This window comes from Paenarthrobacter nitroguajacolicus, assembly GCF_029952445.1.
GTDB classification, from domain to species: domain Bacteria; phylum Actinomycetota; class Actinomycetes; order Actinomycetales; family Micrococcaceae; genus Arthrobacter; species Arthrobacter nitroguajacolicus_B.
In genome coordinates this window covers 39,608-65,900 of the sequence record NZ_JAQPPK010000027.1, presented here as the reverse complement: position 1 = coordinate 65,900, position 26,293 = coordinate 39,608, and the positions used below count along the sequence as shown (strand labels likewise).

The window sequence follows — 26,293 nt, the reverse complement described above, 5'->3', positions numbered from 1 at the left end:
CCCTTGCGGGCCACATCAATAACATCCTGGCGGAACTCCGCCCCATAAGCCGTCGGCATGGTCAACATCCTTCCACGAGCACAAGCTCGCTAGGTCAAGGAGTCAACAAAACCGGGGGCAGTCCCGGCTACGGCCACGGAAAAGCTGTCAGCTGGACAGCTCGGAAGCACCAGACGAGCGTGCGGTTGGACGAGGAGCGTCCGCACGGCGACCGCACGAAGCGCGGATAACATCCTAATGCCGCAGGGGCCGTCTTTGGCATAAGAACGCGGCCCAAGTTCCGCGAGGGGCATTGGCTCAAGAGGCACTGTTGGAGCAGATGCCCGCCTATCGGTTCTTCCCGCCGGTGGCCCGGATGCGACAGCTTTCGCATCACGGCCTAGTCACTCAAACCGGCGTTGAAGTGGACTCAAGCGTTCTCAGCCTCCATGCCGTCGTAAGCGCAAATAGGACTAGATTGCATTTCGGTGCCCGAGGTGCGCCCTATTCCAGCTCAGCGGGAGCCGGCGGGCGCGGGTCGCGTCCATCCGGGTCCAACCTGACCGTTCAAACGCATCTGCAGTTCCCCTCGCTGCCAAGCCGGGAACCAGGACAAGGATGCTCAGCCATCATTTTGTGGAAGGCCTTCTCGATCACCTGAGTCATTGATTCTCAGCGAGGCGGTCGTCCTGGCGTAGTGTAAGGCCCACGGCCGGTCGCAGGCTGCTCTGCGCGGGGACGGTCGTTACCTTGTACGTTACCCGAGGGCGATAGCGCCGAGCGCTGCGAGTCCGTTACTGAGTAGCGAGTGGCGCCTTCGCTCCTTGGGCTGACATGGCCCCGGCCAGGGAGGCCGCAAGCAAGGCCGCAATCCGTTTCGGCGTCATGCCTTCCGTTTGGTGCAGGTCAAGAATTTCGCGTGGGTCAGTCAATGCGTTGCAGACCGAGAGGGCCCTCCGAAGGTTGGCCGGAGTTAGGTGGCGGTCCTCCATGAGTCCCTGGATTGGCCGTTCCCAGATCCGATGTGTAGCGGCAATGACGGGATCGCCCAGATCCAAACGCTCAAGATACCCGTGACGGGAGCGGAGCTGCACAAGGATTTCACCATGTTCCAACACCAGCTCAACCCACCGTGTAATCACCGTCCGGAAGAGCTCCGGTCCCGATGCGGGGCAAGCAGTAGAGAAATCTCCCAGTTCTTCCAGGGGCTGAAGCGTGTAGGCCGCGAGCAGTTCGTCAAGGCTTGAGTAATAGCGGTATGCGCTGGTGACACCGACCTTTGCCCTAACCGCCACGCTCTGCATGGACAGGCCACCGGGGTTTTCTCGGATTTCCTCCGCGACAGCCTGCAGGAGCTGTTGTTTGTTTCTGCGAGTATCGCTGCGCATTTGCCTGTTCTTTCCCGACGGGGATGGATGCCTGACTACATTCTTGCAAAGGACGGCGAGCGGGCCGGCGTTAACCCGCGGCCCTCTCGGTCATCAACCGAAGCTTCGCACCGTCTCTACGAACCTGCGCATGCCCTCGTTGAGAGAGTCGACGTCTGCGGCAAAAGAAATACGCACATGGCCTTCCCCGGAAGGTCCGAATTCACTGCCCGACCGTACTACTACACCGTTGCGAGCAAAGCGCTGGGTCATCTCATCGGAAGTTAGATCACAGTCAATCTTCGGGAAGGCGTAAAAGGCGCCCTCTGGTGGCAGCAGGTTCACCCGCGGAGCCGACTGCAGGTGCTCCACCACGACGTCGCGGCGGCGCTGGTACGAAGCCCTCAGTTGAGCAAGGTCGGCCTCCGGCGTCTGCAGGGCGACAAGTGCCGCGTCCTGGACGAAGGTGTTGATGGATCCATTAATGGACCGGTGCACCAGGTTGATGGCTGCAGAACGTTCAGGGGAAGCGACAACAAAGCCCAGCCTCCAGCCGGTCATGGCGTACGACTTCGAGAATGTGCTGCAGTAGATAACCTGGTCCGCGATGGAGTGCAGCTGCAGGGCAGACAGAAACGGAACTCCGTCAAAAACGATGTCGGCGTAGGCTTCATCCGCCAAAAGAAGCACATTGGGGTGGCGTTCGAGAATGTGGGCAAGAGATACCAACTCCTCAGCGCTGTAAACCAGGCCGGTGGGGTTACTAGGGTTGCACAATATGATCATCCGCGCGGTCGCGGCTTCATGTTCCAACCGCTCCAAGTCAAGAGATCCGTTCGGGCTATTTGGCACCCACACAGCCTCACCGCCAACCATGGCGACGTGGTCGCCGTAGAGCGAGTAAGTCGGTTCGGGGATCACAACCCGATCGCCGGCATTAACCATGGCGATAACGGCTGCAGCCAGCCCCGCACTACCGCCATGGGTAACCACCACCTGCTCCGGCTTGATGGCCCGCGCTGCCTGTACGGATAGCTTGGCCGCCAACGCCTTGCGCAACTTTGGAAGGCCAGTAAGCGCTGTATACCGGGTTCTTCCTTGTTTCAAAGCCTCGATACCGGCGTCCACAACGGGCCTGGGCGTGCCAGCGTCAGGCTCTCCCATGGACAACGCGATGGATCCCGAGTCGACGGTCCCAAGCGACGACGGTCGCCTTGACGCCTTCAGGATCCGGGCCACAGCAAGCGATGCAATCGTTGGCTCTGCGGTGAGAATTGGCTGGTTCATGATCGTTCCTGACTGTTGAAAAGTCGACACTGACTGTCGTGCCGTGGGGCAAGGTAACCCTTTGTGTAAACTAAGACAATCTTACCAATTGGAACAAGTTTTTCAATAGGTCTAGCGGCGAGGACCTGGATGGAGGCTCAAGAGAGCGTCGAGGCGACAACTTTCGGCTTCCGCTTTGGCCCGCCAGCCCACAGCATTCGCTCCGTCGCCAACGCCCGACCCCCAGCCGGCGCGGCCGAACCGACTGCGCCCAGCGCCCTCGTTGACCACATCAACTACAAGTCCATTGTTAGATATGCGACGAGTACCCACAGAATCAAAAACCCGCATTGTCAACCATTCGGCGGATAAGCCCTGACAGCGGCTGGAGAAATAATCCAGATGAAGTAAGGGCCTGCTGCACAGATAGATGACATCTGTTGTGCCTGGTCCTAGGGGCTGGGCTGGAAGGATGTCTACTATGACTAAGCCGTACCCAAAGGAATTCCGGGATGATGTTGTCAGGGTCGCAATCGTGAGCCCGAGGTTGAGCTGGCCCAGATCGCGAAGGATTCCGGAGTCCACTTCACGACGTTGTACGGGTGGATGAAAAAGGCCGAGGTTGAGGCCGGGAACCGGTCCGGGACCACTGGTGAGCAGGCCGCCGAACTCGCGGCCGCGAAGCGGCGGATCAGGACCTTGGAGCAGGAAGTTGAGGTTCCGCGCCGGGCTGCTGCATTTTCTCCCAAGCTCATCTGCCGGGAAAATGAGCTACCCGATCGTCCAAGACCTAGCTGTACTGAGTCAGGACGTTGGTTACATCGTGAATAGGTGAAGACCTCTTGGTTGGTGGCTACCACACACAGCCAACGACTAAGAGGTCTTCATGTCCCACCGTAATGTCCGTCTAACACCAAACGGTAGGCGGATCCTTATAGAGCGAGTCCTTGCAGGTCGGCCTGTTGCCCACGTGGCCAAAGAGATGGGTGTCTCGCGGACCTGCGCGCACCGCTGGATCAGCAGGTACAGGACGCATGGCTGGGCGGGCCTTGAGGACCGCAGCTCCCGCCCAAGATCGTGCCCGCACGCGACCTCCACGGAAGTCGTTGCCGATGTTCTGACCCGGCATTGAGCACCGCGAAGGGCCAGGGGGCCTGGCAGCCCGGTGCGGGACGAGCGCCCGGACGGTCTCCCGGATTCTGGCCCGTGCTGGCATGCCCAGGCTGTCGGACCTGGATCCGGTGACCGGGGAACGGATCAGGGCATCCCGTGCCACGAACCGCCGCTACGAGCGCGACACTCCCGGAGACATGATCCACATCGACGTCAAGAAACTCGGCCAGATCCCCGACGGCGGAGGTTGGCAGGCAGACCCGAACCAATCTCTCCGCAACCACTCAACAGGCCAGACAAGGGTCGGATTTGACTACGTACACGTGGCCGTCGATGACCATTCCCGCTACGCCTACGCCGAAGTCCTGCCCGACGAGAAAGGCCCGACCTGCGCAGGGTTTCTCACCCGGGCTGCAGTGGCCATGGCAGCCAACGGTGCGCCAGTCAGACGGGTCATGACTGACAACGTCTTTGCCTACCGGTTATCGAAAGATTTCCAGGACGCACTGGCTGCACTGGGCGCCAAACACATCCTGATCAAACCCCGTCATCCCTGGCAGAACGGCAAAGCAGAACGCTTCAACCGCACCCTCCAAGAAGGCTGGGCCTACCGGCAACCCTTCACCTCCAACAAAGCCCGCACAGACGCCCTGCAGCCCTGGCTAGACGTCTAGAACAACCACCGACCACACGGCAGCGTCGGAGGCAATCCACCCATCAGCAGGTGCAACCCACCTACTTACTGAGTACACCTAGCCGCTGACGCTATTCCCGTCACGGTGACGTGCCGGGTGCTGAAGATCGCCCGTCAGCCCTACTACCGCTGACTGGCCAACCCGGTCACCGATGCTGAGTACGAGCAGGCCTGCCGGGCCAACGCCTTGTTTGATGCCCACCGTGAGGACCCCGGGTTCGGGTACCGGCTCCTGGTCGATGAAGCCCGTGCCGCGGGTGAGCGGATGTCTGAGCGGACCGCGTGGCGGACCTGCGCGGACAACGGCTGGTGCTCAGTCTTCGGAAAGAAGCGCCGCAAGACCAAGAAAGCCGGCCCGCCAGTCCACGATGACCTGTGCGCCGTGACTCACAGCAGGGGCAGGGCCCGCCACGACGGCTCCGAGCAGGTCTTCCCAATGATTGTGCTTGTGTTTGGTCCCGTGGTTCGGCTTTCTCGGTTGAGACAGTGTTGGCCGCCACCGCTGACGGTGGCGGCCAGCGAAGGATTAGTTGGTGGCGGTGGCTTTGACGCGGTCCCGGATTTCCCGCTCGACGTCTTCCTGGTGGGGGAGGCGGTGAAGTGTTTCCAGGGCTTCTGACTGAGGAATTACAACGATGCCGTCCTGGTCGCCGAGGACGATGTCTCCGGGGTTGCAGACGACGTTGCCGCAAGCGACGGGCTTCCCGACGGCTCCCGGGCCGTTCTTGGAGGGGCCGGCCGGGACGGTGGCTTTGGCGTACAGGGCGAGGCCCATGTCGTTGATTTCTTCGATGTCGCGCACGGCTCCGTCGATGAGGACTCCTTGAACGCCTTTGCTGAGTCAGATTTCTGCAAGGATGCCGCCGAAGACGGAGCGGTTGGTGACTCTGTTGCCGGAGATGACCAGCACGTCGCCTGGTTTGGCTTCATCAAGACCACGGTGGATCGCGAAGTTATCTCCTTCCCAGACCTGGATGGGCAGGATAGCCCCGGCAAGGCGGGCTTTGGGGGTAAGGCAGCGGATGCCCGCTGACATCATGTCCAGGCGGTTACGGACATCGCCGATGAGGGCGGGTAAGCCGCGAGAGAATGAACGAGGTCCCGGGATGGCCTGGGCCATTCGGGATAGACGGAGATGTTCTCTGCGGAGACGTTGATAAACATGAGGACTTTCTCTGGGTGATCAGGCGTTGGCCGGGCTGAGTGCGGGGTTGTTGACCGGGCGCGTGGGGGCTTCGCCGGCGAGAACCAGCTTTGTTTCGGCCCAGGCAGTCGTTCCGGCTTCGAGGAAGGCCTCTTCGGTCTGTCCTGCGATGTGGGGTGTCAGGATCAGGCCGGGGGTTGTGGTGTGCGGGAAGGGCGTGTGGGCGAGGGGGTCCTTCATGTCAATGTTCTCTGCTTCGAGGACGTCAAAGGCGGCACCGGCAATCAGGCCCTTGCTAAGGGATTCAGCCAGAGCAGCTTCGTCAACGAGCCCGCCGCGGGATGTGTTGACGATGAATGCTGACGTCTTCATCCGGGCAAGTTCCTGCGCGCCGATCATGTGCCGTGTTGAGGGCAATAGGGGAACATGGATGCTGATTGCATCAGCCTCGGTGATCAGATCATCGAATAACACGAGCTTCGCTCCTGCTGCCGCGACATCCTCTTCATTGGCGATAGGGTCACAGGCCAGGACGGTCATCCCGAAGCCTTGCGCTATGGCAGCGACACGGCGTCCGATGGCACCGAAGCCGATGATTCCCATAGTGCGTCCGGACAGTTCGAAACCGATCAGGTCGGCCTTGCCTTCTGACCAGTTCCCGGCGCGGACCTGTGTAACGGCGGTGGCAACGTGCCTGGCCCCGGACAGCAGGAGTGCGAAGACGTGTTCCGCAACGGCGTTGCTGTTGGCCCCCGGTGTGGTGGTCACCCAGACTCCCTGTTCGGTGGCGGCATCAATGTCGACGTTGTTGGTACCGACGCCGTGGCGGGCGATGATCTTCAGCTGCGGGGACGCAGCAATAATGTCCTTGGTGAAGTTTTCGGCGCGCAGGATGACGGCGTCGATGTTTTCGCTGATTTGCAGGTAGTTGACCTTATTGGGGCCGTAGCCGAGGTGAACGGTCGCTGCGCCCTGGATGTCTGCCAGGACCTGCGGGTGGATGGGGTCGGAAATGTAGATCTCGGTCATTATGGTTCGGGCCTATCGGTAGAGATGTTCGGACGGGGTATGGTGCGGCTTCACGAGCAGTCCAACGACGAGGAGACCGACCAGGCCTGCGGCGAGCAGCACGAAGGCGGGGACGAACGTGTTGCCGGTCTGGTCGATGAGCCAGGTGGCGAAGTACGGGCCGGCGCCGCCGCCGATCACCGCGCCGACACTGTGTCCGAACGCAACACCGGTGTGGCGGATCTGGGTCGGGTAGAACTCAAGCATGGAGCCGTACGTGCCGGCCTGGCAGAGGGCGTAGGGGATGATGCCCAGGCCCAGACCGAGCAGTGCCAGCACGAAGGAGTGCTGGTTCATCAGGGCAAAGGAAGGGATGGAGATGACCACGTAGGCGAGGTAGGACCAGAGCAGGACCTTGCGCCCGCCTATGCGGTCACCCAACTGTCCGGCGAAGGGGATCAGCACGGCCGCAAAGATCACTGCGAGCAGAACGATGGTGGATGCTTCGCTCTTTTTGAACCCGAGGACTTCGCTGAAGTACACGGCCACGAAGACGGTACCGATGTAGGTTCCCAGGTTCTGGACGAGCGAGATGGTTGTGACCTTGGCTAGCGCTTTGGGGTACTTGGAGATGACTTCGCGGAACGGCTTCTCCGTGATGGTGTCTTCGTCCTTGATGGCCGTGAACTCGGGGCTGTCCTCGACCTTGAGCCTGAGAATAAGGCACAGGATGCCGAGGGGCAGGGCAAGGAGGAACGGGATACGCCAGCCCCAGTCAGCCATGGCCGCTGCGGGCATCGCTGTGGCAGCGAGTGCTGCCAAGCCCGCTGCGAGACCTTTACCCAGTTGGGCGATACTCGGGATCATCGAAACGTACAGCGAGCGCTTCTCCGGTTCTGCCCATTCACGGATATAGGCGGCTGCACCGCCGATCTCGCCGCCGGTGGAGAAGCCCTGCAGCATTCGGAACAGGACCAGCAAGATGGGGGCCAGGACGCCGATCTGTGCGTAGCCGGGAAGGATACCTGTCAGAGTGGCGGCAGCGCCCATCAGCGAGATACTGGCGATCAGGCTGTACCGGCGGCCCTTGCGGTCACCCAGTCGGCCAAAGAAGACGGCCCCGAGTGGGCGGACGACAAATGCCGAACCAAACACGAGCAGGGTGTTCAGCAACGACACCAGCGGGTCTTCGCTGGGGAAGAACACGGTCGCCAACGTGGCGGCCACGTACCCGTAGACACTGAAGTCGTAGTACTCAATGAAGGTTCCGAAAGCGGCAACGCCGGTGGCCTTCTTGGCTTTTTGGCGGTGTTCCAGATCCGGAGCGGAAAGGGTTGGGGTGGGCATCCGAAGACCTCTCTGTCTTTAGATTAGTGGGACAACGTCCCACTTGATTGATTGATTAAAGGATGCATGTGTTCCAGAACACTGTCAAGACGGACTTGCGGTCCTTGGTTGAGGGAGGTGGGGGTTCGCCTGCTCACCCCCTGACGCGTGAGATACTGCGGTCATGGAACAGGCTGTGCGCTCTCACCAACGCGACGGGTCGGCCGAGGTCTTCGCAGTCATTGAGGCTGTCATCAGCCGTCCAGGCTACGGGTGGGGAGTGCGCGAATTGGCAGAGCACCTTGCTGCCAGCAAGAGCACCATCAGCCGGACCTTGGGGAGACTGGTCGAAGAACGGCTGCTGTCGCGTGACGTCAACGGCGCGCATTTTGTCGGCCCGCGGCTCCGGGTTCTTTCACGGACGCTCCACGAACGTCACCCGCTTTTCACCCAGGGCTGCCGGTTGCTGGCGCAGCTCAGCAAGGACACAGGTGCCACGGCCCTGCTCGCTATCGCGTCGAATCTCGCTGAAGAGTGTTTTGTACTGATTTCCCACGAACCCGATTCCCCCGTGCGCTATACACTTCGGCCCGGGAGCCGACTGCCACTGCATGCAGGCGCGCTCGGGTTGGCGATCCTGTCGCGGAGAGGAACCGAGGGACTGCCCGAACATCTGACTCAGTACACCGATAATTCAATGGCAACCCGCGCCCAGGTCGAACAGGCACTGCAATCCCATGCGGACCTTGACGCCGTCGTTAGCCTCGGCCAGCACATCCCGGATGCGGCCGGCATTGCCGTGCCATTCGTCCTTGGCCAACACATCATCGGGTCGATTTCGCTTTCCAGACCCCGCAATGAATTCGATGAAACAGATATCACCAAGACTGCCGGCTTGCTCCACAACGCAGCCTCGGAACTCGAAACTGCGGTCCAGTCCTTATCCGGGGAGTCCGTTACACGGGGAAAGCGCGACTTGGCACCAGCGACGTTGATCGAGCGCATATCAAGGCTGCTGACAGCACTCTCCGCCAAGCCCGTCACCGAGCTTGACTCCGGATATCTGGCCGAGGTACTCGGGGCTGGATCCGTTGCCGCGCGCCGGCTCGCTGACTCAGCCACGGAATCCGGCCTTATGATTCAAACCGGACCCAGGCATTGGATCACCGGCCCAACGCTCATGCGTTGGGCCGCAGAGCTAGGCCACCACACAACATTAACTGAACTGATTGACGACGAGCTCCGCGATCTTGCCCGGCAAACAGGTGAGACAGTTGGCCTCGCGCTGCTCAACGATGAAAGTCGAACAGCGCATATCGCCGCAACGCATGCCGGCAAACACAGCGGCGTCCGCTACGTGCTGGAAATCGGCTCCCAAATTCCGCTCCATGCAGGAGCAGCCGGAAAAGCAATCCTTGCCCATTTAGCCCCGGCTTTGAGCGAGGTCGACCTGGAATCCTTCACGGAACGAACCATCACAAGCGCAGTTGCCTTGAAAGCCGATCTTGACGTAGTCAGGAACCGAGGCTGGGCCGTCGGTGACGGTGAGAGAATCCCTGAGGCATACGGCACAGCTGCCCCCTTCTTTGTGGACGGGAAAGTGCGCGGCTCCCTTACCATCACCATTCCCCGGTACCGGGTGCAGGAAGCTCCATTGGTGGAGCTGACCACAGCTGTCCGGTCCAGCGCCGCCCGTGTCACCAAGCTGCTGTCAGCCGACGTCAGCTAGGCCATAGCCAGCCTGGGTTTCCCCGTCCCGTCAGGCCAACATGCGTAACCGGCCCGTACGATCCCTGACAATGGGACAGCGATTGCACAAAGTCTCGGAAAAATCGTTCAATCGGCTCATTTACGCAAACTAGCAGATCCTGACCGGGCGAAGTGCAATACCTCCATGTCGATGCGGCGCCGCACCAAGAAGAGCGACGCCAAAGACCACCTGGAAGGCGATGGGCGGCAGAAGAATGGATGGGAAGGTTAAGGAATCCTTGGCCTTCGTTGCCGTCGAAGGTGTCACTAACCATTTGGCCTGGATGGATTGGCCTGTCGCTCTTGCAGGCCGCCACACCGTTGAAGTCCGTAACCGTGGAGCATGCCGTGTCGGACCCAGCCCGGGAAGTGATGACCTCGCCTGCAACGGGCCCCACGGGCTGCGTACTTTCGCTGTGAGCTGCCTTGTCAGGGGCTTGCAGGACGGCAATGCGATTTGGTGGCGCGCCATACGGGGATCTCGATCGAGGGGACGAGTTCTGCTATATGGGCGGCCGCGCACTCGCGCCAAATACTTGCGGCCCGAAGTGTATGCTCTTTGCCGAGGATGAAGTTCGGATCGCCGACCGCTGTGGCGTTGACTGCGTTGATTTGACGCAGTCAACCGTCAGACATGGGGTGGGTGTGAATCGTTCCGGTTGCCCCTAACGTCCGGGCCGCCTTCTACTGCAGTTCAGTCCCTGCCAAGTATTGAAGCGCAGTTTCGAGGTTCCGCGGCACGGCTGAGTGGCCTTTCAGGAGCAGCAGTTGGCGTTCCCCTTCGGTCTCCACGGGGACAAACCCGACCAGGTTGCCCGAGGTGTGTTCTGGGGTTGGTTGTGCGTAGATGGTCGTCCCACCGATGCTAGCTTCTTGGATGTCCGTCGTTTCGGTGTTGACCAGCTTGAGTCCGCAAGTTTTGCCTGCCGCGTCCCCGGAACCTATGTAGATGGGAAGACTGGGCCCAAAGGGAGCACGGAGCGCGTCGGCTCCGCCGTCATGATCCCCGTGGCCGTGTGAGATGAGCACGCCTTCCTGGGGTTTGGCGTCACTCAGGCCGAGTGACTCCAGGGCGGGAATCGTACATTGCTCAACCTCACTGCTGTTGTTCAGCGTATCGATAAGGGCAAAGCCGCCACTTACAGTCTCAAGGATGTATTGACCAACCTAACCATCTCCGATGAACCAGAGACCGTCCTGGGGCCTGGCAAGTGGTATGTACGGTATTCATCCCTGATGGAGGGGCCTTCAACTACAAACAGGAATACTTGCGGTAGGTGTGAATAAGATGTTGATGGCCGTAGGCATTTTTCGTGGGTGCGTCCAAATGGGCGCCCATCGAAGTCGATGATTCGGTAGCTGCCTCACTCCGATTTGCTGCGCCCGCCGGCGCTGCGCCTGCCACGGCCACGGCCGCGGCAACGAAACCGGCAGCGAGCAGACTTCTCGCCCCAAATTTTCGGCATGTTTCACACTTCCTCGTCTGATCGTATGGTTGAGTTCCAGTAGTCCTGAATTCATCTTTGTAAAGTGGGGCGGTGTCACTTTATATAGGAACCGATAGCCCGTTCAGCGACACCGTGCTTGTCAAGGTCCGAGAATTGCCTAGTGGGCAGGGACGGATGTGAACTCCGGCCAAAAGCCGGTTGTAGACTGTCCGAGCCGCCCGATCGGATTGAAGCGGGCACGCGCAGCAGGCACGAGGAGCACATCAGAAGCTTTCATGAGCTGGTGACAGGTAGTTCGGACATCACAGGCATTCTCAAGGGTGTCACCGTATTCGCGGCTAATGCCATGAGCCAGCCTGCGGAAGCGCGGATCGATTGCGCAATCACCTTACGGCGGCGTAAGCGCACTGCGACCGTGGCAGGAAACAGTGAGAAGGCCGTCGATTTGGACAGGATCGAAAAATCCCTGAGGCAGGGACCGCGCTTGGAAGCCCATACCACCGGGGAACTGACGCTTCTCATGAATGTGGCAACCGACGTCCATTGGCCTAAATACAGCCAGATCCTGGCAGCTCAAGGACTAGAGACAAAGAACTCCTCAAAGTCGTCAACGACTGCGACGGCCAAACCGGCACAAAGCTCAAATGGCTGCAAATACGCATGAAACAAACAGCCTCCAAGCTCTCATGGCATCAAAATAGCCACTCGAGCACCACACCCCTTCACAATTTCCATCAAGGCCAGCACCGGAGCGCGCGGCGGTTCATCGCGGTTAGGTATGGTGTGCGGCGGCTCAGGATCCGAACCACCGCACACCCGGGTTTGACCTTTAGAGAGCCTGCGGATCCTTAACCAGCGTGTCGATATCGGCCGATGCGGCACCCCACATGGGGGTTTCGGCGACATCATCTGGGTGGGATGCGGCGTCGGGATAACGCGATGTTTGTTCGTCCGGTGTTGTATCGACAACCGCACGTCGGCTGGTCTTGTTCAGGACGAGTTGGGTAGCGTCGGGGCGGGAGTAGTGACCGGCTGGGTCTGCAATGGCTTTGGAGAGGGAGATTGTGCCCAGGTCGATGTCTGCGTAGATGATTCCTTCCTGATCCGTTGGGAGCGACTCGTGGAGTTGTTTACCGTCGGGTCCAAAGATGCGGCTGTATCCGCCGCCGGTTTTTAGGAGCGCCTTCTGCAGTTCGGTTTCGCACATTTCGTCTTGCATTTCCTGCGAAACGATGGCCGTGGGTGCTAGGACATAGCAGGATCCTTCCAGTGCGTAGACGCGGGAGGCTGAGACGTTGGCTTCGCCGCTGAGTGCATAGGCGCCCCCCTCGTAGATGGAAAAGCTGGGCCAGGCTGCGAAATGGAGCTGTTCGTTTTGGGAGTACATTGCGTATTTGGACAATGGTTGCAGGTGTTCCCAGCAGCACAAGCCGCCCACACGTCCAAGGTTGGTGTCCCAGACGGAGAGGTCGCTGCCGTCGCCTTCGCCATAAATGGTGCGTTCAACGTGGGTCGGCTTAAGCTTGCGCCGCTGGGCGATCGTTTTTCCGTCGTTGCCGATGATCCATTGAGCGATGTAGAGGCTGCTGCCATTGCGTTCGCTTAGGCCCATGCCAACCATAATCTTGTTGTCCTTGGCGGCTTTGGCGAGTCGCTCGGCCTGGGGTGTTCCATATTCGAGGGAGTTGTCGAAGTAGCGCTGCCCGAATTTCGCCAGCCAAAGAGCGGGTGCGTCCAGCCAGGCGTACCAGGGGTAGCCCGGGAGCCAGGTTTCGGGGAAGGCGATGACCTCAGCGCCGTTGCTCGATGCTTCCTCGATGAGGGCGACCGCCTTGTTGATGGTGGCGTCGAGGTTGAGGAACACGGGCGCGGCCTGGATGGCGGCGGCCTTGAACTTGGGGTGGTCCATTGAAAGCTCCTAAGTTATGTGACCGAGAACACGGCTTCTTGGATGCTTTCAACGTTAGGTAGCTGTCTTACCCATGTCTTGCCCCTTCATGGCAATCTCGTTGACTCTACGTGTCATTTCGCCTAGGTGATGTCTGCAGGCCCGGCGACAGTGGTTCACGGTTAGGTTAGCGGCCGTTGCAGTGATGACGGGGCTTGGCCGTACTGTCGACGAAAAGCCCTGCTGAAGTGTGCGGAGTCTGAGAATCCCCAGGAGTAAGCTAGCTGGCTCAACGTTCCTTTGTGGCTGCCGGCAAGGAGTTCCCGACGGATTCCTTCCAGCCGTTGACGCCACACCCAACCCATGACGGTTTGTCCTTGGAGGGCGAAGGAACGGTGGATGCTGCTTGGTGAGAGATGGAGTTGCTGGGAGATGTTTGCAATGCTGAGCGAATCATCCCTCAGGTTGTCCATGATGTAGCGCTGGATTATTTCCTTCCTGAGCGTGCTGGAATCATCGGCGGCATCGCTGGTTAGTCCGCGGAGACCAGCGACAATCAAGTGCTCCAGACCATGTGAAACAGCCAGTGCCGCGGCCGGTGTCAGGAACTCGATATCATCCGCGAGCATTTTTACGGTATTGACCAGGATGCGTGCTGCGCCTGGACTGGCGATCACCGCTTGCGCTGTCAGACCTTCCGCGCCAGGGAGGTGTGTTTCAAACGCTGCACGTGGTAGGCGCAGGACCAGTTGCTCAAAGCGATCTGTCAGCTCAAGGGAATACGGCCTCGATGTGTCGTATAGTGCGAACGCGCCGTCCGCTATGACAGCAGACCTTCCAGCCTGGGTTACTACGCATGAACCCTGGGTTTGAACGCCAACGAGGTAAAAATCCTCTTGGGATGATCTGATGTTGGCCGACGTACGGTGAACAGCCTGAGCACTTGCTCGAACACGGGCGAGGTCCAAGGAAGCCAGTGATTGGACAGACAATTCACCTTGGATGTCCTCATGGCCGGCACCGGCCTTGCACTCCAGGCTGACGAAAGCCTCAGAGACGCTTTCAGTCCAAAACGCCACCCGATTGCGGGCCGGAATGGAAGATGTACGCACAATCCTGGCCATGAGTTACCTCCTGCCCCCAGTTTTACAGTTACAGGCCCGGACGTGCCATATTCGCAAGATTGCTGCCCCACCGGCGATCCACTAGGGCCGGACAATGCATCCTGAGGATCCGACTAGTCGGCAAGCTCTCTTTGCAGATCGAATCCACGAGCAGCGGGGGAGCGAGTTGGAAGTTGGCCAACACGTGCTCTTCGTTCCGGCCCAGGGGTTCGAGAGTGCGCAATTGCGAGTCGAGGAGGCTGCTCGGCATGAACTCGAGGTCGCGGGCGTTCATGCGGTCCAACAGGGCACTGCGGTCACCGCCGAGGTGCACGAAGACGACGTTGCGAACGTGCCCCATCCTTAACACTCTTTGCCAAGGCGCAGGGTCATGGGTTGTCCTTCAGAAGCTCATACGGGTTATCGTAAAGTCGAGCGCAGGAGGCGGCCGCGAGAATGAATCGAATATGGCCCCGTGGTGATGGGGTACCCGTTGTGTACGGGACTTGCTGACCCATCCTAGTGACGGGTGGTCCCGCCGGGTGTATGACCAACCTGGCTTTTGGACATGAATGAATGTGTTTCGTCTGGCGTTCAACTTGTTGGAACCCGGACGCCGTGCGGGCCTGAGGGTCTACTTCTACCCCGTGTTTGAATGCCGATAAATGGAGATTTCGTCAGCCGCTGCCTGCCCCTGCTGGTTACTCTGAGCCGCTTAGGGTTCGAAATTAGGGACTGCGGAGAAGCCCTGATGTCCGTCTTTCCTGCTCCTGCATGGATCTCAGCATGATTTCGCAATGTTATTCGGACTCAACCGGAGTCCATCCTAAACTTAGGATACTTCAAAGCGTTCAGGGTCAGGTGTTTCTTCGTGGCCTCTGGTTGACAATGTGCGGAGATCGTCATGTCACCGCATCATGTATGCTCCACCGATGACGATGGCCACTTCTGGCGAAGACGTTCCAACCAGAACCAATACGCTGCGCTGCCGCTTGGGGCCGTGCCCGGATTTAGTTCTGCGAGTTTCTCCATTTAGGGTCAGGGAGAGAAGAATCGATCCCCGTTCCCACTCGTTGTGAGTACCTGCCTGACGTCAGGTTGGGCTTGCGTCAACTTGACTGATTGGATTGCCCTTCATTCGGAGCTCCTACACCAGTGCTGCCACGTGCACTGCTTCAAGTGGAGGCGCAGGATGTCCGGGAACGATCAGGCTGCGCCCGCCGCTACCCCAAAAACTCCAGCTCCTGTAGCTTTCCCAGTGCCACGCCCGCCATGAATTGTGCTTGGTCGACCAGGATGCTGTCATCAAACGTTGCCCTGGGGGAGTGCATGGGAGCCCACTCTGCGGGGTCGACGTCCAGTGATCCGGCGCCGAGATGCCCGTACGCTCCGGGGACCTCAACGAGCAAACGTGAGAAATCGTCAGAGCCTGTCCGGGGGTTGTGGCTCTGTATGAACCGGTGGTCACCGTAGAAGTTGCGCGCAGTCTGGCTCCAAAGTTCGGCGTCACTTTCGTGGTTGATGGTGGCGGGCATTATCGGAGTGAACCGTGCCTCAGCCGTCAGTTGATGTGCGGTCGCTAATTGCCGGATGAAGTCGGGCAGTTCCTGTGCGAGCCGCGCTTCAACCCCGGGACTGAAGGATCTGACGCTGGCGGAGAATTCCGCCGAGTCAGGTATGACGTTAGAGGCTGAACCGCCATGGAATTGGCCCACGGACAGGACAACGGGATCAAAGACGTTGAATCGCTTGGTGATATATGTCTGTAGTGCGCCCAGCATTTCAGCAGCCACTTGTATCGGGTCCAGAGCCTGATAGGGTCGGGACCCGTGCCCACCCCGCCCGAGAACCTTGACGGAAAGGTCTCCGAAGGCTGCCATGTAGGAGCCGGCACGGGTCGTGAACAGTCCAGCGGGCATGTCCGAAACTACGTGCAGGGCGTAGGCAGCATCCGGTCGCCTGCCGGCCGCGCTAAGAGCGCCTTCTTCCAGCATGATGCGGGCTCCGTCATGTCCCTCTTCACCGGGCTGGAACATGAAGATGACGTCGCCGGTAAGGCTGTCACGTACTGATGAAAGCAAACGGGCGGCACCAATGAGACCTGCTGTGTGCAGGTCATGGCCGCAGGCATGCATTGCACCATTGGTCGAGGCAAAGGACAAACCCGTCTGTTCTGCCACGGGTAATGCGTCCATGTCTCCTCTGAGCAGTACCGTGGAACGGCTTCCTAGCGCGGACTGGGTTGCCCCGCCGCGTAGTACCGCAACAACGGAGGAGGCGGCTTGTCCTAGCGTTATTTCGAGGTTGAGTTCCTTGATTGCTTCCAGGACCCGTGCCTGGGTACGGGGCAGGTGCAGGCCGACTTCAGGTTCTGCGTGCATTTCCCTGCGGAAATCAACCAAGTCACTTTCGAAGGACGGTATCGCCGCTGAGGCGCCCTCGAGGAGGCTCAGCGCTGAAAAGGGCACGGCATCTGTTGGTGTCGTATTGGTCATTGAAGGAACTTTCTCGTGTTGGCCGCCCCGGTGCGCCATTCCTGACATAGGGGGGCTTCGTGACCGTGAGTCACGTTTCCCGGAAAATTTGTCTCAAGCGCCGCGGGACGTGGCTTCATGTTGCGGTCGGAGATGACCCTTAGAGCGGAAGGTCGGTCCTGTCCACGCCAATCACGCGGTCGCCGGTAAAGAAACGGACGCCGTACTGCGGACCGTGACCACCGATACCGCTGGTGCCCCAAAAGCTTTGGCGTGAATTGCCGGCGAGGTCGCTCATGAAGGTGCCGTTGATGCGGATTTCACCGGCACGGATACGGGATCCCACTTCGACGGCCCTTGCCTCGTTGCCGCCGAAAACGTAGGCGTCCAGGCCGGTTGCGAGGCCGTTGGCATGGCTAAGCGCCTCCTCCACCGTATGTACGGCATGTACCGTTACGAGCGGCCCGAAAAGCTCTTCGGAGGCTGCCTCGGCGGCACATCCGACGATCATCCCCGGCGCCATGAACCAACCGTCAGAATCCGGCAGCTCGCCGCCAGTGACGAGCTTGCCCCCCAGCTCGAGGAGCCGGTTTACTGAGGCTTTCAAGCCATCGCGCTGTCGCTGGAATGCCAGGGGACCCACTTGCGTCGATTCATCCAGGGCGTTTCCGACCCGGAGCTTCCTGAGTTCGGACTTCATGGCCTCAACGAAACGGTCGTGAATAGACTCGTCAACCAGGACCTTGCCGGGCGCCTCGCACCACTGGCCGTTGAGACGGGTCATGCCCTGCACAATGGACCGAGCCGCAGAGCTGACATCGGCATCATCCAGAATGATCACGGGATTGTTGGATCCGAGCTCCATCTGCATCACCGCCAGATTGGATGCGGCGGCCTGCGCGACTGTGCGGCCTGCGGAATCGCCGCCCGTGAACGAAAGAGCCTCGATCCTGGGGTCTGATGTCAGCAGTGACCCTGTCTCCGAATTTCCATGAACCAGCTGAAACGCGGAGCCCGGGTAATCAAGCTCGGTCATGGCAGCCACGATCGACTCGGCGAAGAGCTGGCAACCGCCGGGGGCATTCTCGGAGGGTTTGAGAATCACCGGGCAACCTGCCGCGATGGCTGCCGCCACCTTGCCGACTACGGTGAAGGTTGGGGCATTCCAGGGGCCGACGATGAGGGCGGGGCCGAGTGGCTTGCGCAGGATGACCACAGACCTGTCATGGTCAAGGGTCTCCGATTCACCAAGCTGCTCTGCTTCACTAATAGTGCCGCGGATTCTGTCGCCGAGTGCGCCAGCAATCAGGCGGGTGGTTTGGATAGGGACTCCGGTGTTGATGCTGTCCTGCAAAGCGATTTCTTCGCTCTTGGCATCGAGGGACGCCGCTACCTCTGTCAGGAGCTCAAGACGGTCGCGGAGTTTGATGTCTTCAAGTTTTCCGGACCCGTGCAGTGTCGCTGCTGCGGCGAGTGCGCGTTCGACATCATTTTTCGCGGTCTTGCGCATCGGCTGTCGGGGTTCGCCGGTATTCGGGTTGGTGAGGTAGCGGCCGTTTTCTTCGAGCTGCAGCCATGCACCATCAATGAAGGAGCGTTGCTCGACGAGGTCGGGGGCAATGTCTGTCAGTTGTGCTAGTCCTTCAGCAGTCATTTAAGGTGGCTCCTCTGGTTTCGTTTGTGTCTTTTTCGTTCATGGCCAGCGATGGCGAATGTTGGGCCCTGACGTTTGGCTGTTCATGTGTGGGAGGATTTGCAGCGCCTCGTCGCGCCGCTTTCGTGTCGGAACGATTTACAAGGTTCTCCGGATCACGATTACCTGTCGGTCATGTTCAGCACCACGCGGATGGTTGATGCTTCCGCCATCGCTTCGAACCCCTCGTTGATGCGTTCGAAGGGCAGTTCTTTGGTGACCATTGCATCGAGATCCAGTCGGTTGTTCAGGTAGTGGTCTGTGAACATGTCCACGTCGCTGAGGAACCTGTTCGCGCCCATGTAGGCGCCTTGCAGATGTCTGTCACCGTAGACAAGTGCATCTGCGGGGATACGCAGTTCGGACCCTGTGGGCATGAGACCGAGGATGGTGGCGATTCCGGTCGGGCTCAGGAGCGAAAAGGCGAGTTCCGCTGTCTGGCTGCGGCCCACCGCCTCGATTGCATGGCTGACACCCTGGGGAAGAAGTGATCGGACCTGGCTGAGGGTTTCTGTCGGGTCGGGTGATGATACGACAGTGTCTGTGGCTCCGAAGTTGCGGGCTAGCTCCAGCTTCGCCGGCACGGCGTCAATGGCAATGATTCGTCGGGCCCCAGCCAACCTGGCACCCTGAATGGCAGCTATTCCAACACCGCCGCAACCGATTACGGCAACAGTATGTTCTGACCCCACCTTTGCGCCGTGAATAACCGCGCCGACTCCCGTGCTGATGCAGCAACCGAGAAGACAGGCCACTTGGGGAGGCAGGTCCGAGCCGACCACTGCAACGGATGCCTCTCTCACCAGGAAGGCCTCGGCAAATGCGCCGATACCGCCGAGCGACTCAACGCTTGATCCATCAGGTGAGAGGAGCCTGGGGCGAGCCCGCTCACGCATTGAATCGACCCGTTCGCACTGGGTCGGGCGCCCGCTGATGCAGTTACGGCAGGCTCCACAGGAGGGGGTGACCGTTGCCACGACCCGGTCACCGGTCTTAATTCTTGTGACCGCAGAGCCAACACGCTCGACAATGCCTGCGACTTCATGCCCGAGGACAGCCGGCAGAGAGATATCCAGCGACCCCTTCAGGTAGTGCAGATCGCTATGGCACAGTCCCACGCGCTCGGTCCGGATGAGAACCTCATTGTCCTCCGGATCGTCCAGCAGCAATTCGCGGAACTGGAGAGGGGAACCGGGCTTTTCCAGCACGGCGGCAAGAATCGGTGTAGTCACTTGGCTTCCTTGTTGGTTGAGGTGCTGGAAGATGAGTCGCTTCGACCATCTTCAGCCCTGGTGGAATTTCAAAAGTGTGTGGAGGGAACAGCCTTTACGACCGCTATGTGCAAGGTGACCAGCGCCGGCTCCACTGTTGACCTGAAGGGATGAGGTCAGCTTCCAATTCCAACTCGGATTCCACGCCGGTTGTCACCCGCTGCTGCCCAGCGCTCCACGTGGCGTTCCATGGCGCAGACCGCTTTCTCCAGCTTCGCCAGGAGTACCCGTGTCTCCTCTTCGTTGATCACCAAGGGCGGGGACAGGATCACAGCGTTGTTCAGCGGGGCGATGCCGGCCGGATAGACAATGAGTCCCTGGGCGAGGCATTCCTGCACGAATGTGTTGGCCGTTCCGAGCGACGGATCGGGTGCCTGCTTGCTTTCCTGGTCCATAACGAACTCGAAGCCCCACAGGAGGCCCCGGCCGCGGACGTCGGCCATGCACCGGTACCGGGTTGCCAGGGAGAGCAGACCCTCTTCGAGCTGTTCCCCCCGTTGCCGGACGTTTGCGAGGATGTTCCGGCGTTCCATAAAGTCCAGGACGGCCAGGCAGGTGGCTGCCCCGAGGGGGTTCCCCGAGAAGGTGTGCCCGAACGGGGCGACGCCGCTGCCCTCCCTGAGCGCGTCGACGATGTGGCTTCGCAGCAGGACGCCAGCAACAGGGGAATAACCGGCACTCAATCCTTTGCCCATAAGAAGAAGGTCCGGCACGACGTTCTCATAGGAACTCGCGAACCAATCTCCCGTGCGTCCGATACCCGTGATCACCTCATCAATGATCAGCAGCACATTCAGCCGGTCACAGATTTCGCGCAGCCGGGAGAGGTAGCCGGCCGGAGGTGTAAGAACCCCGCCGGCGGCTCCCACTATTGGTTCCACGATCACTGCTGCGACTGTGCCGGGGTCCTCGTTCCGAATGGCTTCTTCGAAGGCTCTCGCAGCTCGCAGCGCGTAGTCTTCTTCGTTCTCGCCCGGCTGAGCGAAGCGATATGCATACGCTGGCGGGGCGAAGGAGAACGCATGCAACAACGGCCCGTAGTCGGGGCGGCGTGCTGCGTGCCCGGACATCGACAGCGCTCCCATAGTCATGCCGTGATAGCTAATGTTCCGGCCGAGGACTTTGAATTTGCCCGGGACGCCCCTTTCGCGCCAGTAGCCGACGGCAGACCGAATGGCGAATTCGGACGCCTCCGAGCCGCTGTTTACGAAGAACGCCCAGTCAAGGTCGCCGGGAGCCATAGCGGTGAGCCGACGCGCCAGGTCCTCGGCGGGCGCATTGGTGAACTGGGTTCGATATGTGAAAGCCACGCGGCCGGCCTGGTCCTTCATGGCCTCTGCAACTTCTTCAACCCCATGGCCGATGTTTGCAGTCATGGCGCCGCTGCATCCATCCAGGTACTGCCGACCGGCTGAGTCGTACAGGTAGACTCCCTGGCCATGCGTGACCACCGGGTACGTCTTGTCAATGGTCTGCTTCAACAGAGCGCTCATGGAACTGGAAAACTCCTTTATGGTTTGGCTTCTTGGCACTGTCACGACGAGACGGATACGACGGCAGTGCCTCCGGTGCCGTGTGGTCGTTCGTGACAACGACCCGGGCACCGGAGACGGGGTGTGCCGCTCTTATTCCGCGGCTGCGCCGTTCCGGCTTTCAGCGGGTTCGTGCTCCTGGTCTGACATTGCTGGGACCAGGGCGGCGTAGGCATCAGGCCGCCTTGAGCGCATTACCAGGGCGGTCACCAAACCGCCGACAAACAGGGCTCCCATCACCGACAGTAGGATGCCTGCGGCGAGGTCACCGCCGACAAGAAGGCCGAAGTTCTGCACGACCAGGAAGACAATCGCCGCCAGACCCATCACTGCAAGTGCCGGCGCGAACAGCGTGGCCCAAAGCTTTCCCCTTGCCTTTCTCCGAAAGAACACAAGCACCGAGAAGGAGGTCAGGGCCATCAGAACCACAACACCGAGCGTCGCAGATCCGGAGAACCAGGTGTAGGCCTCCGTCACCGGGTCAAGCCCGATGAGCGCCTCGACTCCAAGCAAGGCAATGGCCGTTATTGACACAGTCAATGAGGCCCTCGAGGGAGCCCGGTGGCGAGGATGGACGGTGCCAAGCCCCGCCGGCAGCACGCCCTGGGATCCCAGGGTGAACAGGTAGCGCGTAAGTACGTTCTGGAACGTCAGAATGCACGCGAAGAGGCTGCTGATCAGGAAGACCTGAAGAAGAGTGGCAAGGACAGGGGAAACGTACTTGGCGGCCAGACCGACCACGATGCTGGTCGGATCGTCTGTTGCCGCTTCGACGATGTGGCTGTCACCGACTCCGGCCTGCATGGCCCATGCGGTGAAGGTGTAGAAGATGCCGACACCAAGAACGGCAATGTACGTCGCGCGCGGTATTGTCCGGTCGGGGTCACGCGCTTCGTTGCGAAAGACCGCGGTCGCCTCAAAGCCGATGAACGAGAAGAAGGCAAACATGACACCCAACGGGGGCACACCTTCCCCCAGACGTGCGGGGGATAGCGAGTCAGCACTCAACCCCTCGGCACCGCCATGCACGACGACGCCGATATTCACTGCCAACAAAACGACAGTTTCGATGACCAGGACCACGCCCAGGACCTTGGCGGAGAGCTCGACATCCCGGTACGCAAGGGCACCGCACGTTGCCATCAGCACAAGGCTGCACAGCCACCAGGGAAGATCCGGACCACCCAGGTCATGGACAGTGGTCTGGGCCGCCGATCCCAAATAGGAACACAGTGCGAGAAACAGGAGCAGGTATGTGCCAAGTGCGAAGGTTGATGCACCAAGCCCCATGCCCCGGCCGAGGCCCGTCTGAATGTACGAGTAGAAGGCCCCTGCGTTCTTCACGTAGGGTGTCATCCGGGTGAAGCCCACGGCGAACAGGAACAGGATCGCCGTCGCAATCAGGAAAAACAGTGGGCCGCCCGTGCCTTCGGAGGCAGAGACCACCACGGGCCAGCCGGCGACCACAGCTGTCATTGGTGCGGCACCCGCCACGACCATGAACACGATCGACCCGACGCCGAGCCCGCGGCCAAGTAGCTTATCCGGACTCAACATTCCGTTGGGTCCCGCATCCACGGGCTCAAATTTAACATTGTTAGTTGCCATTCGTCCCTCCAGGACGTTCGAAGTTCGATGATCTTCACGACGCCTTCGATAAGACGGAACCAAATCAGGCGTCGCGGAACTCAGCTTTCGCGGCCCCCTTGCCGCACAGCGTGTGAACTGCGTTACAGCCTAAAGTTCCGCGCTGCCTGCGCCTGTGTCAGCCCTGCACACTGTCGCCACCGTTCATGGTCGCAATGCACAGTTTCCGCGCCGGATCGCCTCAGTGTGCAGTTTGCACATGGCGCTCATTGATGTGGTGCCCGTCGCACTCGCTCTTGGACCGGGTGCGCGGGCATGCTCGGTAACAACGGAGCTTCCCAGACTTCACAAACGGCTAGGAATCTTTCGACGAAGACCACTCTCCTGAAGGAGCACCCGAGTATGAGCAGCATCATTTCCGTTTACAACCCCGCTACGGAGGAACTGATCGGCGAAGTCCCCTCGCACGACCTGGCAGAAGTCGACGCCGCCGTCGAACGTGCCAGGAAGGCGCAAAGCATCTGGGCGCGGAAGCCGATAGCCGAGCGCCGTGATGCACTTTGGGCCATCGCCGATGCAGTCATCGCCCACAGCGATGAGCTGGCATTGCTCGAATCAACCGACGTCGGCAAACCGCTGGCCGCCGCCCGCCAGGAAGTGCTCGGAGTCGCCGAATGCTTCAAGTACTATGCGGGCATTATCGACAAGATCCTCGGAGACACCATCCCCGTGGACGGCGGCATCAGCATGACTTTCCGCGAGCCCATGGGCGTCGTAGCCGTAATCTCCCCGTGGAACTTCCCCCTTCCGATTGCGTCGTGGGGTATTGCACCCGCCCTCGCCTGCGGCAACGCTGTCATCGTCAAGCCGGCGGCCCTTACCCCGCTGTCCACTGTCCGTCTCGGCCAAATCGTGAACGAACTGGGCGTCGTAGGCGACGCGCTCCAGGTTCTTACCGGATCCGGGGCACGCGTTGGTAACGCCCTTGCCGAACACCCCGGCGTGAACAAGGTCAGTTTCACCGGTTCCACCGAAACCGGCCGGTCGATTATCCAGGCTGCTTCCAAGACGATGAAACGGGTGACACTTGAGCTGGGCGGCAAGTCCGCAAGTGTCGTTTACAACGACGTCGACCTTGCCAAGTGTGTTCAGGCGGCTCCCATGTCAGTCTTCGACAACACCGGGCAGGACTGCTGCGCCCGCAGCCGCTTTCTCGTGCAGCGGGGAGTCTTCGACGAGTTCGTTGAAGGGTTCATCGAATCAACCCGGGCCCTGAAGATCGGTAACCCGCTCGACGCCACAACGAACCTCGGCCCTCTGGTGTCGGCGGGCCACCGCGAATCCGTTTCGAGCTTCCTGGGTGAAGGGCTGAACGTTGTCACCGCCGGCGAAGCACCGGAGGGTCCCGGTTTCTGGATGGCACCTCGAATTGTCATTGCGCCGGACCCCAAGAGCAGGGTGGCAACTGATGAGATCTTCGGCCCCATCGCCTCGGTCATTCCCTTTGACACCGAAGAAGAAGCCATCGCTCTGGCAAACAGCTCCATTTACGGGCTGAGCGGCTCAATCTGGACCAACGATGTGGGCCAGGCCCTTAGGACGGCACGGGGTGTGGAGTCCGGCGCGCTCTCAGTCAACTCCAACTCTTCAATCCGGATGCAAACGCCCTTCGGCGGCTTCAAACAGTCCGGCATCGGCCGCGGACTGGGCCAAGCGGCCATCGAGGCCTACACCGAACTCAAAACCGTCTTTGTAAGGACTGATCGTGACAACTGATACAGGGGAGCTGGTCCGCACTGACCAAGGCACCTCTTCCGAAGTTTCCAGCGAAACAGGCACCGCTGTGCAGGCCCTCAGCGTCCTTTACGGCAGCCAGACCGGGAACGCGGAATTCCTTGCCTCCAACATCGTGGACAAGGCAAATGCCCAGGGGTATGCGGCGGAGCTCATGAGCCTGGACATGCTGAGCCCGGAAGATGCGGCACGCAAGGAACGCGTACTGATCGTTACCGCCACACACGACAACGGTCACATGCCGGACAACGCGCAGCCGTTTTGGGATCTGCTCCAAAGCGCCGATTCTGACCTGTTCAAGGATGTTCCCTTCGCGGTCCTCGCCATTGGCGACTCGATGTACGAGGACTTCTGCAAGGCCGGCATCGACCTTGACGAGCGCCTTGGCGAGCTCGGCGGCACAAGGATCCTCGCCCGCCTCGATTGCGACGTTGACTATGACCTGACGTCGGGCAAGTGGATCAAGGGCATGCTTGAGACCTTCAAGACTGTTGCTCCGAGGAAGCCAGGGACGAACCCGGACGGCTCCACTGTCCAGGGAACAAGGGCTGCCGAGCAGCCCAAAAGCACACGCCGGGAGCCTGATACCGCCACGGTCGTCGAGGCGCGTCTCCTGAGCGCGCCGGGTTCCGAAAAAGAGGTTTGGCATTATGAGCTTCAGGTCAGCGGTGACAGCTGCAACTACCGGCCAGGTGACTCACTTGCTGTGATTCCGACCAACTCCATCGAGCTGGTGGCAGACCTGCTCGCGTTCCTTGGCCTTGAGGGCAGCGAGGTGTTCGGCGATGACGGCAAGGCTGTACGCGAGTCGCTTCAAGACGATTATGAGCTCCGGCTGCCCCATCTGGGAATCGTGGCCTGGCTGGTCGAGGATCTTGGGATGGACCATCCTGTGCGGAGCCTGGTCGAGTCCGGTGACCGGAACGCCTTGGAAGACTGGCTGTGGGGACGGGACATGCTGGACGTGTTGCAGGAAACCCGTTCAAAGGACGTCGACCCCCAGGAGTTCCTCTCCATGCTGAGGCCTCTGCAGCACCGGTCGTACTCCATCGCATCCAGCCCTCTCGCTGACGGGGACCGCGTCCACCTGACGGTCTCCTCCGTGCGATACGAGACTGCCGGCCGCCGGCATACGGGTGCGTGCAGCGGTTTCCTCCAGTCCGCCGCGCAGACCAGGACAGCCATGAAAGTGTTCCCGCTTCCAGCGCACGAGTTCCACCTGCCCCCCGACAGCTCAGCTGACGTGATCATGATCGGTCCCGGTGTCGGAGTTGCCCCGTTCCGTGGCTTCCTCCGTGAACGTGAAGTCTCACAGGCCCGGGGACGGAACTGGCTCTTCTTCGGGGACCGCCACGAAAGGCCTTCCTGGCTGTACCAGGCGGAAATGGCAGAACTGCAGGGAACCGGCGTGCTGGATCGGCTCAGCCTGGCTTTCTCGCGGGATCAACAGGGCAAGGTCTACGTCCAGGACCGGATCCGCGAAGAAGGTAAAGAGATCTTTGCGTGGCTATCGGGAGGAGCCTCGGTCTATGTCTGCGGTGGCAAACAGATAGCACCTGACATCGACGAAGCCCTGCTGGCCGTGCTCAGCAGCAATGGCGCAATGACCTCCGACAAGGCGCACGATTACCTGCAGTCCATGAAGAGCGAAGGACGTTATGTCAAGGACGTCTACTAGGCCCACTCACCCTGCCCGGTTCCGAGAAGACTTCGCGCCCTTGGTGCCGGGCAGGAACCCATCAAATGTGAGCTGGCTTACCGGATGCATGCAGCCGGCAATCATGATGTGCGCCTTGCACATACGCCAAGCACACCCCCCATTTAGTGTTTTTAGTAACCAATATCAATGAGGATAAA

Annotated in this window: 18 protein-coding genes and 2 pseudogenes; 5 read left to right on the top strand and 15 right to left on the bottom strand. The window is 60.2% G+C overall.

Translation table 11 applies throughout. The features are described 5' to 3' along the window. Positions 1-773: 773 nt before the first annotated feature. The 3 genes from PJL15_RS18025 to PJL15_RS18015 form a co-directional block, all read right to left on the bottom strand. On the bottom strand, positions 774-1,367 hold the full coding sequence (locus PJL15_RS18025; RefSeq protein WP_281452507.1) for a TetR/AcrR family transcriptional regulator: 594 nt from the start codon (positions 1,365-1,367) through the stop codon (positions 774-776). Between the two features lie 93 nt (positions 1,368-1,460). After that, a complete protein-coding gene (locus PJL15_RS18020; protein ID WP_281452510.1) occupies positions 1,461-2,510 on the bottom strand; it encodes a pyridoxal phosphate-dependent aminotransferase in 1,050 nt (349 codons plus the stop codon). Positions 2,511-3,133: 623 nt separating this feature from the next. Beyond that, a complete protein-coding gene (locus PJL15_RS18015; RefSeq protein WP_281452506.1) occupies positions 3,134-3,367 on the bottom strand; it encodes a hypothetical protein in 234 nt (77 codons plus the stop codon). 131 nt (positions 3,368-3,498) lie between these two features. Between PJL15_RS18015 and PJL15_RS18010 the strand changes: the two are divergent. Further along, positions 3,499-4,471 (top strand): annotated as a pseudogene (locus tag PJL15_RS18010) (IS481 family transposase). A 474-nt stretch (positions 4,472-4,945) separates the two neighbouring features. Here PJL15_RS18010 and PJL15_RS18005 read toward each other — a convergent pair. The 3 genes and pseudogenes from PJL15_RS18005 to PJL15_RS17995 form a co-directional block, all read right to left on the bottom strand. Next, positions 4,946-5,455 (bottom strand): annotated as a pseudogene (locus PJL15_RS18005) (RraA family protein). Positions 5,456-5,602: 147 nt separating this feature from the next. Beyond that, complete coding sequence (locus PJL15_RS18000) at positions 5,603-6,592, bottom strand: hydroxyacid dehydrogenase (protein ID WP_281452505.1); 990 nt, start codon at positions 6,590-6,592, stop codon at positions 5,603-5,605. Positions 6,593-6,604: 12 nt separating this feature from the next. Further along, positions 6,605-7,918, bottom strand: coding sequence for an MFS transporter (locus tag PJL15_RS17995; RefSeq protein WP_281452504.1), 1,314 nt, complete (start codon positions 7,916-7,918; stop codon positions 6,605-6,607). A 175-nt stretch (positions 7,919-8,093) separates the two neighbouring features. Between PJL15_RS17995 and PJL15_RS17990 the strand changes: the two genes are divergently transcribed. Further along, positions 8,094-9,626 carry an IclR family transcriptional regulator gene (locus tag PJL15_RS17990; RefSeq protein WP_281452503.1) on the top strand — a complete coding sequence of 511 codons (1,533 nt, stop codon included), beginning with the start codon at positions 8,094-8,096 and terminating at the stop codon, positions 9,624-9,626. A 704-nt stretch (positions 9,627-10,330) separates the two neighbouring features. On the opposite strand, the gene PJL15_RS17985 is transcribed toward PJL15_RS17990, so the two are convergent. Next, the gene (locus tag PJL15_RS17985) at positions 10,331-10,801 is read right to left on the bottom strand and encodes an MBL fold metallo-hydrolase (RefSeq protein ID WP_281452509.1); all 471 of its coding nucleotides are present in this window, start codon (positions 10,799-10,801) and stop codon (positions 10,331-10,333) included. A 453-nt stretch (positions 10,802-11,254) separates the two neighbouring features. Between PJL15_RS17985 and PJL15_RS17980 the strand changes: the two genes are divergently transcribed. Then, positions 11,255-11,758, top strand: coding sequence for a hypothetical protein (locus PJL15_RS17980; RefSeq protein WP_281452502.1), 504 nt, complete (start codon positions 11,255-11,257; stop codon positions 11,756-11,758). Positions 11,759-11,923: 165 nt separating this feature from the next. On the opposite strand, the gene PJL15_RS17975 is transcribed toward PJL15_RS17980, so the two are convergent. The 8 genes from PJL15_RS17975 to PJL15_RS17940 form a co-directional block, all read right to left on the bottom strand. Further along, positions 11,924-13,003 carry a carbon-nitrogen hydrolase family protein gene (locus tag PJL15_RS17975; protein ID WP_281452501.1) on the bottom strand — a complete coding sequence of 360 codons (1,080 nt, stop codon included), beginning with the start codon at positions 13,001-13,003 and terminating at the stop codon, positions 11,924-11,926. 161 nt (positions 13,004-13,164) lie between these two features. Further along, positions 13,165-14,106 carry a helix-turn-helix domain-containing protein gene (locus tag PJL15_RS17970; RefSeq protein ID WP_281452500.1) on the bottom strand — a complete coding sequence of 314 codons (942 nt, stop codon included), beginning with the start codon at positions 14,104-14,106 and terminating at the stop codon, positions 13,165-13,167. Between the two features lie 28 nt (positions 14,107-14,134). Further along, a complete protein-coding gene (locus tag PJL15_RS17965; protein ID WP_281452499.1) occupies positions 14,135-14,446 on the bottom strand; it encodes a hypothetical protein in 312 nt (103 codons plus the stop codon). Positions 14,447-15,308: 862 nt separating this feature from the next. After that, a complete protein-coding gene (locus PJL15_RS17960; RefSeq protein WP_281452498.1) occupies positions 15,309-16,580 on the bottom strand; it encodes a M20 metallopeptidase family protein in 1,272 nt (423 codons plus the stop codon). A 139-nt stretch (positions 16,581-16,719) separates the two neighbouring features. Continuing rightward, positions 16,720-18,213 (bottom strand): aldehyde dehydrogenase family protein, encoded by a 1,494-nt coding sequence (locus PJL15_RS17955; RefSeq protein ID WP_281452497.1) that lies wholly within the window; start codon positions 18,211-18,213, stop codon positions 16,720-16,722. A 161-nt stretch (positions 18,214-18,374) separates the two neighbouring features. Continuing rightward, positions 18,375-19,484: a Zn-dependent alcohol dehydrogenase gene (locus PJL15_RS17950; protein ID WP_281452496.1), complete on the bottom strand. Its 1,110-nt coding sequence runs from the start codon at positions 19,482-19,484 to the stop codon at positions 18,375-18,377. A 155-nt stretch (positions 19,485-19,639) separates the two neighbouring features. Further along, positions 19,640-21,016 carry an aspartate aminotransferase family protein gene (locus PJL15_RS17945; protein WP_281452495.1) on the bottom strand — a complete coding sequence of 459 codons (1,377 nt, stop codon included), beginning with the start codon at positions 21,014-21,016 and terminating at the stop codon, positions 19,640-19,642. A 132-nt stretch (positions 21,017-21,148) separates the two neighbouring features. Beyond that, positions 21,149-22,663 carry an APC family permease gene (locus tag PJL15_RS17940; RefSeq protein WP_281452494.1) on the bottom strand — a complete coding sequence of 505 codons (1,515 nt, stop codon included), beginning with the start codon at positions 22,661-22,663 and terminating at the stop codon, positions 21,149-21,151. A 381-nt stretch (positions 22,664-23,044) separates the two neighbouring features. On the opposite strand from PJL15_RS17940, the gene PJL15_RS17935 reads away from it, so the two are divergent. Then, positions 23,045-24,418, top strand: coding sequence for an aldehyde dehydrogenase family protein (locus tag PJL15_RS17935; protein ID WP_281452493.1), 1,374 nt, complete (start codon positions 23,045-23,047; stop codon positions 24,416-24,418). Then, the gene (locus tag PJL15_RS17930; protein ID WP_281452492.1) at positions 24,408-26,114 is read left to right on the top strand and encodes a diflavin oxidoreductase; all 1,707 of its coding nucleotides are present in this window, start codon (positions 24,408-24,410) and stop codon (positions 26,112-26,114) included. The genes PJL15_RS17935 and PJL15_RS17930 overlap by 11 nt, the downstream gene beginning before the upstream one ends. Positions 26,115-26,293 lie beyond the last annotated feature (179 nt).